Raw genomic sequence first — 9,173 nt, 5'->3', positions numbered from 1 at the left:
AACCGTCAGCAAAAATACTTCTCGCCAGCGCTTCTCTGTTATCTGACTGACCAAAACTTGCAGCGTCAGATCATCAGCCGAATTAGGATTACAACTCGCCACAATCTTGTGTGCTGTGAAATACTCTTGAAAGGTTAGGTGAGAAAATGACCAAATGCCTTGCGCCCGTTCAGTCAGTAATCCATGATGTGCTTCAATTACCTTGAGAATCGCTTCACTTCCCTCAGCATCAATTCCTAAATGCTCAGCGATATATCCCTGAATTTCGTCCTGCTTAAACAGAATAAAGTTATCGGGCTGATAAAACTTACGGAATGCCAGAGCGCTCAGAAGTTTTTGCTTGTCTGAGACTGATAGCTGCTGGTAATCTCTGGGAATTTCTCGAAATTTATCCCACTGCTTCAAAAGCAGATCGATCCCTTTTTCATACAACTCTGACCGCTTCGTCGGTAAGTCCTGTTCTGCGGTGAATAGTAGACAGGTCAGAGTCAGTAGGATGGGGGTTACAGCTAGCTCACGAATCTGCTGATTTTCCTCCAGTTTTCCGACGAACCTACTTGTCCACCCCTCTGCCTCACCGGATGTTTCAGAGATAGATGAAAACCAGTTGCGAGCAAAGGTTTCAACTTGTTCAGCATCAAAATTTGCCACTTCAATCGGCTCGAAGTGATCAGCAATGTATTCAATCGTTTGAGTGCGACAGGTGAGAACAAAGCGGTTTTTGCGATACTCTTTGGCAAATTCGTAGATTTGGTCTCGGACAGACTGCCTCAACTGGCTGGCGACTTCATCCAATCCATCCAGTAAGATGAAGGCTTTTCCGTGATTGAGAATTTGCTGTGTTTGCTCCTGTTGGGCCAATCCAAATTCTTGATGGATCAGATTCAATAGATTGAATGAGTTGCCCTCTTTGATAGAGCGCAGTTCAATCAAAACTGGAATGCGATCGCAAAAGAACTTCCCTTTGCTACAGTCAACGGCGAGATGTCGTAAGAAAGTGGTTTTTCCTGACCCTGGTTTGCCCAGCACCATTAATCGAGGAAATTCTTGGACGATTTCCTGTCCGGGTAACCGCTTCTGCCGCTGTCCTAGCGCTAACCGTTCATAGTCCTCCCGTTGCTCAACGCCTTCTAGCAATCCAGAAATCGAAGCATAGCGCTTGCCCGACAACTTCTCCAGCACGTAAACATCCACGTAGAGCAGGTCAACATCAATTCGAGTGTCGTCCGGTAATCGAATCTTGCTGTAGCTGTCTAGGATTGCTTCGCAACAACACGATCGCACCTCCCGCACCAGCGCATCAAAATCTTGACTATCGTCTTGCTGTAGTTGTGGCGATTCTGGCTCTACAATCTCTTCCCAGTTCAAACCTAACTGAGTGCAAATCTCCATAAATACATCGCAGTCTGTAGGATTGCCCTGCAATAAGCTCCAAATCGTTTGGCGAGAGCAACCCACTGCACCAGCAATATAGGTCTGTGACCATTTCTTTCGCTTCAGAGCTTTTTTGATGTCTTGAATACCTTGTGAAGATGCTCGGAGCGATCGCCGTCCCATAGCTAAAACAAAATCGTATTCCCTCAATTCTGACAAATCTGACAAGTCTGACACCAAGCCAAACGCTAGCCTTGACCATGCTCTGAAGGCTGTCAGAGATGCTGGAAGAGTCAACTTCAAAAACAACTTCGGAGGCTAACACCGATGAAAAACTTAAATCTCCCTCCCGCCTTCCAACAAATCTTCTTCACCGTCGTCTGCTTCACCCTCCTCTCTGGCGGTGCTTCTTTCTGGTTTGCTGCCAAAAACAACCTTTCTCCCCAACAAAATCGCGTCTTCGAGACCTGCAATACTACCTGGAATATGGGCATTGGTGCCATCTTCGGACTACTCGGCAGCAAAGCAAGCGACCTGTTTCAAGCAGAGGATGAGGAGGAAAAGGAACCCTAGAGCGCGATCTGGGCTTTGCTGCTTACGCACCATGCTAGCCTTCGGCAACGCCAAGGGCGAACGCAAACGCAGCAGCGCTTCGCGATCGCATCCCACCTCACAGCAGTACTCGGCAACCTAAAATTGAACAGAAGCTTCATCCAGAGTCTCTGACTCCATCCGCAAGCTTCAATCGCCCCTTACCGAAAACTCAATGCTACAAGCCATGTCCCCTCTGACTCTGGCGTTTCAATTTGCTTCTCCAGGCCCGATTTTGGTTCAACTCGGACCGATCGCCATTCGCTGGTACGGTTTGTTAATTGCCTCAGCCGTATTAATCGGAGTTACTCTGTCCCAATACTTGGCAAAGCGCCGTAACGTTGACCCAAACCTGGTAGGCGACTTGGCAATCTGGCTGGTGATTGCAGCAATTCCCTGTGCCCGACTCTACTACGTTTTGTTTGAATGGGAACAATATGCCCCAAATCCGCTCCAAGCTTTTGCGATTTGGAAGGGGGGAATTGCCATTCATGGTGCCATTTTAGGCGGTATTGTAGCGGCGATTATTTTTGCCCGGATCCAAAAAATCTCTGTCTGGCTATTAGCTGATCTAGTCGTCCCTTCCCTAATTTTGGGTCAGGCGATCGGGCGCTGGGGTAATTTTTTTAATTCTGAAGCCTTTGGGCGTCCCACCGATTTACCCTGGAAACTGTATATTCCTCCCCAGCAGCGCCCTCCAGAGTTCATTAATTATGACTATTTCCATCCTACTTTTCTCTACGAATCCCTTTGGAATTTGATGGTTTTTGTCATACTCATGACGTTGTTCTTTCGGGATTTAAACCGCAAACCCCATCTCAAGGTCGGGACTTTGGCGCTGGTTTACATGGTGAGTTATAGTCTCGGTCGATTCTGGATTGAGGGACTAAGGACTGATAGCCTGATGTTTGGCCTTCTACGCATGGCTCAAATGGTCAGTTTAGGAGAAATCACTCTGGGTTTGCTCGGTCTAGCATGGCTATATCTCAGGCGTCGTTCCCTACCGGATGTTGTCTCAGTGGAAAATCGACAGTGGGATACTCGCTCTGATTTGTAGAGGCTCAACTGGATTGATGCCCTTGCTCCTGTGGGAGCTACTGTGCCTAATCCGCGATCGCTGTAGCTATTCTTTCAGTCCTAGATATTAACCGATACTCTTTCGGTACAAAATGATACCGAGTTATCGCCCTGAAGCCATCCAACCCAATCCAAAAAAAAAGCCCTAGAGTTAAACTCTAGAGCTGAACCAGGGTGCATCTACCATTCCTTTATTTCTAAGTAGAGATGGTGTATCCGGAACAATTTGGGTAAATTACGAATTTTTGGGATCAACTCCGTTCTTGCACTCTATTGAGGACGAGCGTCCCGCCCATCCCATGACGGAGAGATTGTGCTTGTGGGCTAGGCATAGAAGCCTTGCCTATGAAAAGATGATTGATCGTCGTGCAAGCTTTCAATCAGCAAACATTGACCAGCTAATCGTTTCCCTTCTGCCTTCTGCCTTCTGCCTTCTGCCCTTTGCCTCCTCGTATGAGTTCCGGTGCCTTTTGCAATATATGTCTCACTCCATTGACTCCGCTCCACCTGAAAACGCCCTTCCTCCCCTACCACCTGCTGTTTACATCATTGGTGCAGGGCCAGGAGACCCAGAGTTATTGACCGTTAAGGCACAAAAGATTCTCGCCCAAGCGGATGTAATTGTGTTGGCAGATTCCCTCGTACCCCCGCAGATGTTGCAGGGTGTCCGTCCCGATGCTGAACTGGTTCGCACAGGGAATAAAACCCTAGAAGAAATTGTGCCATTGATGATTGAACGGGTGCGATCGCAAAAATCAGTTGTTCGCTTACATTCCGGTGACCTGAGTCTCTACAGCGCCATCCACGAGCAAATGCAAGCCCTTGCCGAAGCCTCTATCCCCTTTGAACTCATTCCAGGGATTAGCGCCTTCCAAGCCGCCGCCGCTAAACTCGGTGTTGAGCTGACAGTGCCGGGACTGGTACAATCCATTATTCTCACTCGCATCAGTGGGCGTGCTTCCGCTGTACCGGAGTCGGAAGAACTGGCCTCTTTAGCTGCTCATCAAGCCAGTTTGTGTCTCTACCTCAGCGCCCGTCATGTCGAAGACGCTCAAGCTAAACTGCTGGAACATTACCCCGCCGATACCCCTGTCGCCGTTTGCTTTCGTATCGGATGGCCTGATGAAAAAATCTGGATCATTCCCTTGGAACAGATGGCAGTACTCACACAAGCCGAGAATCTGATTCGGACAACCCTGTATCTGATTAGTCCAGCGCTGAGAACAGTAGGCAATGGAGTGACATCCCAGTCGAACATCAGCATTAGTAAGGGTGAAAGCGTCATTGCTTCACAGGAACTAGCCCGTTCCCGTCTTTACCACCCCGAACACTCCCATCTGTTTCGACCCTCCCGCCCTGTTCGATAACCTGAAAACAGGTGTCATCCAAAAATCCATGAATTCAACCATCTGCCCAAAATGTAGAGGACGCTTAGAGCAAGTTATCTGGGCTGGCATAGAAGTAGACCGCTGCCTCAATTGTAAAGGAATTTGGTTTGATTCCCTTGAGGCAGAGCAACTCAAAGGCATTCAAGGTTCTGAGAGTTTGGATATTGGCGACCAAGAAATTGGCAGCCAACTCGATCAATTTAAGGGTGATATTCGATGCCCTCGCTGTCAGGCAAAAATGACTCGTATAGTGGACATTGACCAACACTGTATCTGGTATGAGATATGCCCGAAGTGCCAGGGTGTCTGGTTAGATGCGGGTGAATTTACTAAGTTTAAGGACAATTTCAAACCGAAAGGTGTTGTGGAGCGCTTTAGGCAAGTATTTCGCCAAACCTAACCGTTGATGCGAACCATCTTGACTATTGGCTGTTGCCTCATACCCCTTGTTCCTTGCCTGTTGGTACACTTAATGCGATATGTAAGCACTTAGGGAGAGTAATCCTTGCTAGACGAACAAGCGAAAAAGACGATGCTGCGGAAAATTCCTCACGGTCTTTATATCTGCGGGGTGAAAGAGGGTGAGGAACTAAACGGTTTTACAGTTAGCTGGTTGATGCAGTCTTCTTTTGATCCACCCTTGGTGGTCAATTGCATTAAGAAAGAGACTGGCTCCCACGAAATGCTGAGAAAGAGTGGGGTATTTACCATCAGCTTTCTAGAAAGCGGGCAAAAAGACCTAGCCGCGAAATTTTTTAAGCCACAAAGCCGTGTCGGCAATAAGTTTGCAGATGTGGACTTCTACGAGGGAGTGGAAACGGGCTGTCCTATTATCTCTGATTCCCTCGGTTACATTGAATGCAAGGTGATCGCTTCTGTAGAAGAAGGAGACCACAGCGTTTTTGTCGCTCAAGTGATTGGTGCTGGTATCCATCGAGAGGGTGAGCCGCTTTTGCTGGAAAGTACTGGCTGGAATTACGGTGGATAAGTACCCATAACTGCTCTTAACATTTGAAATCGTTTTAACTCCGTGGTGATATCTAGCCTATGCCTCTAATTAAGGTGCAAACTTCTGCTGATGCTCCAGAACCAACAGCTGTTCAACAGCTGCTGAAGAGTCTTTCTAGTAAACTAGCCAAGCATGTGGGAAAGCCAGAATCCTATGTGATGACGGCGTTTGAGCCAAATGTCGCGATGACTTTTGGGGGTACCGTTGAGCCAACCTGCTATATGGAAGTGAAAAATATTGGCACCATGAGTCCCTCGCAAACGAAGGCAATGAGCCAGGATTTTAGCCAGACGATTAGCGAAAAGCTTGACGTACCCATCAACCGGATTTACATCGAGTTTACCGATGCTAAGGGAGCGATGTGGGGCTGGAATGGCTCAACATTTGGTTAATTTCTGAATTGAGGCGGACGCAAAGACTTGAACTTTCATGCCTCGCAGCTATATAGCAAAAGGCAGAAGGATGATTACTGGTACGTAGTCGTTTGGGCTGTTAAATCTGTCCTAACCATAGACCTCTTGCATAAATCTGGAATGCCCCCTAAATCCCCCAATTCTGGGGGACTTTGAATATATTCTCCTCTCAGAATTGGGGGGCTGGGGGGCGCAAGTTGACTTTTGTAAGAGGTCTCATTATGGCGACAGCTATAGAACCTATACTTCGCGATCGCTCATAACAATAAACTGCTGAAACTTTTACATTTCAGCAGTTTTTCCAAGAGAATAGTGCTTCGGTTGGGACGGGTTTTTCAGCCCATCCCACAAGAGTTTTAACAGCAACGATCGCGCCCACTAGAGGCGAAACCACTAATTTCAGTAGCTATCATTATTGTCAACGGTCAGCCGCTCCAGGAGATGGTTGGCTCGGTTGAGTCGCTCCGCGATCGCTTGCCGCCAACTCAAGCTAACTTGTTGGTCTGCTATCACATCTTGAGCCATTTGTCGATAGAATGCACTGCTGGCAGTGTCTACCTGCTCAAGCAGTCTGAGGTTGTCATAGACAGTTTCAGGAGAAATCACTAACATATTTCCTTCCTTTTAACGCTGTTAAACAACACGTAGCGTTGTGACTTCCTACCCAATTTGGCTTACCAGAATGACGGTGAGACATTCGGGTAGAAAGTCTACACTTTTCCTCAAGGCAGGTCTGTACTGCCCATAAGGTAGAGGTCGCACTCACGAGCCGCGCCGCGACCTTCATTGAACGCCCAGACAACGAGGCTTTGTCCACGGCGACAGTCGCCAGCCGCGAAGACGCCAGGGATGCTGGTCGCATATTTGCCGAAGTCGGCTTTGACGTTGCTGCGTGGGTCGCGTTCAACGCCGAGGGCATCAAGCAGTGGTTGCTCAGGGCCGAGAAAGCCCATCGCCAGTAGGACAAGCTGCGCGGGTACGACTTTTTCTGTGCCTGGTACGTGCTTTGGAATGAACTGACCTTTTTCATTTTTCTCCCACTCCACCTGCACGGTGTGGACGGCTTTAATTTGTCCATTCTCATCACCTTCAAACTTTGTCGCTGTGGTGAGATAAACACGCGGGTCAGCACCAAACTTAGCCGCCGCTTCCTCCTGCCCGTAGTCCATTTTGTAAACCTTAGGCCACTCAGGCCACGGGTTATTGGCGGCACGTTCCATCGGCGGTTGGGGCAGGATTTCGAGTTGCACGAGGCTGTTACAGCCGTGGCGCATCGACGTACCAACGCAGTCGGTTCCGGTGTCACCCCCCCCGATGATGACGACATCTTTGCCCTCAGCAGAAATGTAGGGGCAATCCCCCGTGGTTGACCCATCCCCCGTAGATGCCCCGTTCTGGCTCTTGTTCAGAATCGCTTGAGTGTTGGCGGTCAGAAACTCCATTGCAAAGTGGATACCCTGCAACTGCCTGCCTTCAATAGGAAGGTCACGCGGCTTGGTAGCACCTGTACAAAGCACCACGGCGTCAAATTCCTTGAGCAAGTTTTCCGCAGGAAAGTCTTTGCCAACCTCGGTGTTGCACAGGAACTTCACACCCTCCTCTTCAAGGACTTTGAGGCGGCGCAGGACGACCTCTTCCTTATCCAGCTTCATGTTGGGGATGCCATACATGAGTAGTCCACCGGGGCGATCAGCGCGTTCAAATACGGTGACCCAATGACCAGCCTTGTTGAGCTGCGCGGCGGCGCAAAGACCGGCGGGACCCGAACCGATGACGGCGACTTTTTTCCCGGTGCGCTTGGTCGGGGGTTCGGGCGTGACCCAACCTTCGTCCCAGCCTTTGTCGGCGATCGCACTCTCGATGTTCTTAATCGTAACTGGCGGATTGGTGATGCCGAGCACACACGAACCTTCACAGGGTGCAGGACAGACCCGTCCGGTGAACTCTGGGAAGTTATTCGTCTTGTGTAGGCGATCAAGTGCCTCGCGCCAGAGTCCCCGATAAACAAGGTCATTCCACTCTGGGATTAGGTTATTAATCGGGCAACCACTCGCCATCCCACTAATCAGCGTGCCGGTGTGACAAAACGGAACGCCACAGTCCATACACCGTGCCCCCTGAGTCCGGAGCTTGTCCTCCGGCATGTGCAGGTGGAATTCATCCCAGTTGCGGATGCGATCGATTGGAGCGATGTCAGACGGTAATTCGCGGAGAAACTCGATAAAGCCAGTTGGTTTTCCCATAGTCGTGTCCTTAGTTTAAATTTGTAAAATAGACCACCGCAATTGTTGTTCTGTCAGGTTGGTTTACGTGCGATAAACACTAAATGAGCTTTTGGCAGATTGTAATGTCCATAACTACGCATGACTTGAACCTGAAAGCCCACTTGATAGAGTTCTCTGGCAATGTCTGCCGCTTGATATAACCTCAAATGATGGACTTCGTCGTCCCGCCTATAGGATTCCCCCAACTTCCGAAACGTGATAATACGACGGGTCAAGGTTTGATGCTCTTGATGCTCCTCCTTTTCGACGAGGACAACCCAACCCTCTCCCTCTGTGAAACTCTTTGTTTTAGTTCCCTGTCTAATTTGTCCTGGTTCTGCAATATCGAAGATGAACATACCTCCCGCCATTAACGCGCCATAGACGCGATGGAAGAGAGAAGCTAGGGTTGAGCGCTCATTGTCTGGATCAAACAGGTAGTTGAGGCATTCACCGATCGCAGTAACGGCACTACAGGGGGGAATGTCAGCCTTGAACAATGACTCGACCTGAAACTCAGCCTCTGGCACTCTGGTTCGGGCAATATCGATGAGTGGCTCAGAGATATCAACTCCTAAAACTCGATAATGAGCCTTCGTGAACTGTTGTGCCGATAGCCCACTTCCGCAACCCAAGTCCACGATTAGACCTTGCCGTATTTGGTTTTGAGCCAAGATGGCTAAGATACCGGGAGCCGATTTGAGAGCGTAGTCACTGAAACCGACATCATGAATATATGCAAGGTCTTCCTTGTACCAGTCTTTCATCGTCCTGAGTCCAGCACGCTAACTCGCAGATGACTAGGATCGCCGTACAGATACCTGGCATTACGTTCCCAGCGATCAACAATTGGTCTAACAAGGGGCTTACGCCCCTTGTTTCATAGGTTTTGCAACCCTAACTCCCACCGATGCGAGCAACGTCGCGAGCGTTTTCTTCAAACGCAGCGGTGAGTGCGTCATCCCCACTCAAACCGGCTGCGATCGCAGAAGCAATGGCTTGCAGTACGCGCTTGTAATCCTTCGGCATCACCTTGACGAACTTCGGCACCATCTCC

Annotated in this window: 10 protein-coding genes; 6 read left to right on the top strand and 4 right to left on the bottom strand. The window is 49.2% G+C overall.

Annotation, left to right across the window (positions count from 1 at the left end):
• On the bottom strand, positions 1-1,677 hold a 1,677-nt coding region (locus tag V6C93_RS09035; protein WP_333476324.1), incomplete at its 3' end, for an NACHT domain-containing protein.
• A gap of 24 nt (positions 1,678-1,701) precedes the next feature.
• Here V6C93_RS09035 and V6C93_RS09030 point away from each other — a divergent pair.
• From V6C93_RS09030 to V6C93_RS09005, 6 genes are all read left to right on the top strand, one after another.
• Complete coding sequence (locus V6C93_RS09030; protein ID WP_333476323.1) at positions 1,702-1,947, top strand: hypothetical protein; 246 nt, start codon at positions 1,702-1,704, stop codon at positions 1,945-1,947.
• A 193-nt stretch (positions 1,948-2,140) separates the two neighbouring features.
• Entirely contained in the window at positions 2,141-3,022 is an 882-nt protein-coding gene (lgt, locus tag V6C93_RS09025; RefSeq protein ID WP_333476322.1) for a prolipoprotein diacylglyceryl transferase, read from the top strand.
• A gap of 499 nt (positions 3,023-3,521) precedes the next feature.
• Positions 3,522-4,409 carry a precorrin-4 C(11)-methyltransferase gene (gene cobM, locus V6C93_RS09020; protein WP_333476321.1) on the top strand — a complete coding sequence of 296 codons (888 nt, stop codon included), beginning with the start codon at positions 3,522-3,524 and terminating at the stop codon, positions 4,407-4,409.
• A gap of 28 nt (positions 4,410-4,437) precedes the next feature.
• The gene (locus tag V6C93_RS09015) at positions 4,438-4,830 is read left to right on the top strand and encodes a zf-TFIIB domain-containing protein (protein ID WP_333476320.1); all 393 of its coding nucleotides are present in this window, start codon (positions 4,438-4,440) and stop codon (positions 4,828-4,830) included.
• A 105-nt stretch (positions 4,831-4,935) separates the two neighbouring features.
• On the top strand, positions 4,936-5,418 hold the full coding sequence (locus V6C93_RS09010) for a flavin reductase family protein (protein ID WP_333476319.1): 483 nt from the start codon (positions 4,936-4,938) through the stop codon (positions 5,416-5,418).
• Between the two features lie 59 nt (positions 5,419-5,477).
• Positions 5,478-5,831 carry a phenylpyruvate tautomerase MIF-related protein gene (locus V6C93_RS09005; protein ID WP_333476318.1) on the top strand — a complete coding sequence of 118 codons (354 nt, stop codon included), beginning with the start codon at positions 5,478-5,480 and terminating at the stop codon, positions 5,829-5,831.
• A gap of 420 nt (positions 5,832-6,251) precedes the next feature.
• Here the strand turns inward: V6C93_RS09005 and V6C93_RS09000 are convergent, their stop codons facing one another.
• The 3 genes from V6C93_RS09000 to V6C93_RS08990 form a co-directional block, all read right to left on the bottom strand.
• Positions 6,252-6,464 (bottom strand): hypothetical protein, encoded by a 213-nt coding sequence (locus V6C93_RS09000; protein WP_333476317.1) that lies wholly within the window; start codon positions 6,462-6,464, stop codon positions 6,252-6,254.
• A gap of 110 nt (positions 6,465-6,574) precedes the next feature.
• The gene (gltD, locus tag V6C93_RS08995; RefSeq protein WP_333476316.1) at positions 6,575-8,095 is read right to left on the bottom strand and encodes a glutamate synthase small subunit; all 1,521 of its coding nucleotides are present in this window, start codon (positions 8,093-8,095) and stop codon (positions 6,575-6,577) included.
• 53 nt (positions 8,096-8,148) lie between these two features.
• On the bottom strand, positions 8,149-8,883 hold the full coding sequence (locus V6C93_RS08990; RefSeq protein ID WP_333476315.1) for a class I SAM-dependent methyltransferase: 735 nt from the start codon (positions 8,881-8,883) through the stop codon (positions 8,149-8,151).
• Between the last annotated feature and the right edge of the window lie 290 nt (positions 8,884-9,173).

The organism is Allocoleopsis sp. (assembly GCF_036703385.1).
Taxonomy (GTDB): Bacteria; Cyanobacteriota; Cyanobacteriia; order Cyanobacteriales; family Coleofasciculaceae; genus Allocoleopsis.
This window is presented reverse-complemented; position numbering and strand designations above follow the sequence as displayed.

Coding starts and splice junctions, on each gene's coding strand:
- lgt (WP_333476322.1), top strand. CDS start 2,141: ATGCTACAAGCCATGTCCCCTCTGACTCTGGCGTTTCAATTTGCTTCT.
- cobM (WP_333476321.1), top strand. CDS start 3,522: ATGTCTCACTCCATTGACTCCGCTCCACCTGAAAACGCCCTTCCTCCC.
- gltD (WP_333476316.1), bottom strand. CDS start 8,095: ATGGGAAAACCAACTGGCTTTATCGAGTTTCTCCGCGAATTACCGTCT.
- V6C93_RS09015 (WP_333476320.1), top strand. CDS start 4,438: ATGAATTCAACCATCTGCCCAAAATGTAGAGGACGCTTAGAGCAAGTT.
- V6C93_RS09000 (WP_333476317.1), bottom strand. CDS start 6,464: ATGTTAGTGATTTCTCCTGAAACTGTCTATGACAACCTCAGACTGCTT.
- V6C93_RS09030 (WP_333476323.1), top strand. CDS start 1,702: ATGAAAAACTTAAATCTCCCTCCCGCCTTCCAACAAATCTTCTTCACC.
- V6C93_RS08990 (WP_333476315.1), bottom strand. CDS start 8,883: ATGAAAGACTGGTACAAGGAAGACCTTGCATATATTCATGATGTCGGT.
- V6C93_RS09005 (WP_333476318.1), top strand. CDS start 5,478: ATGCCTCTAATTAAGGTGCAAACTTCTGCTGATGCTCCAGAACCAACA.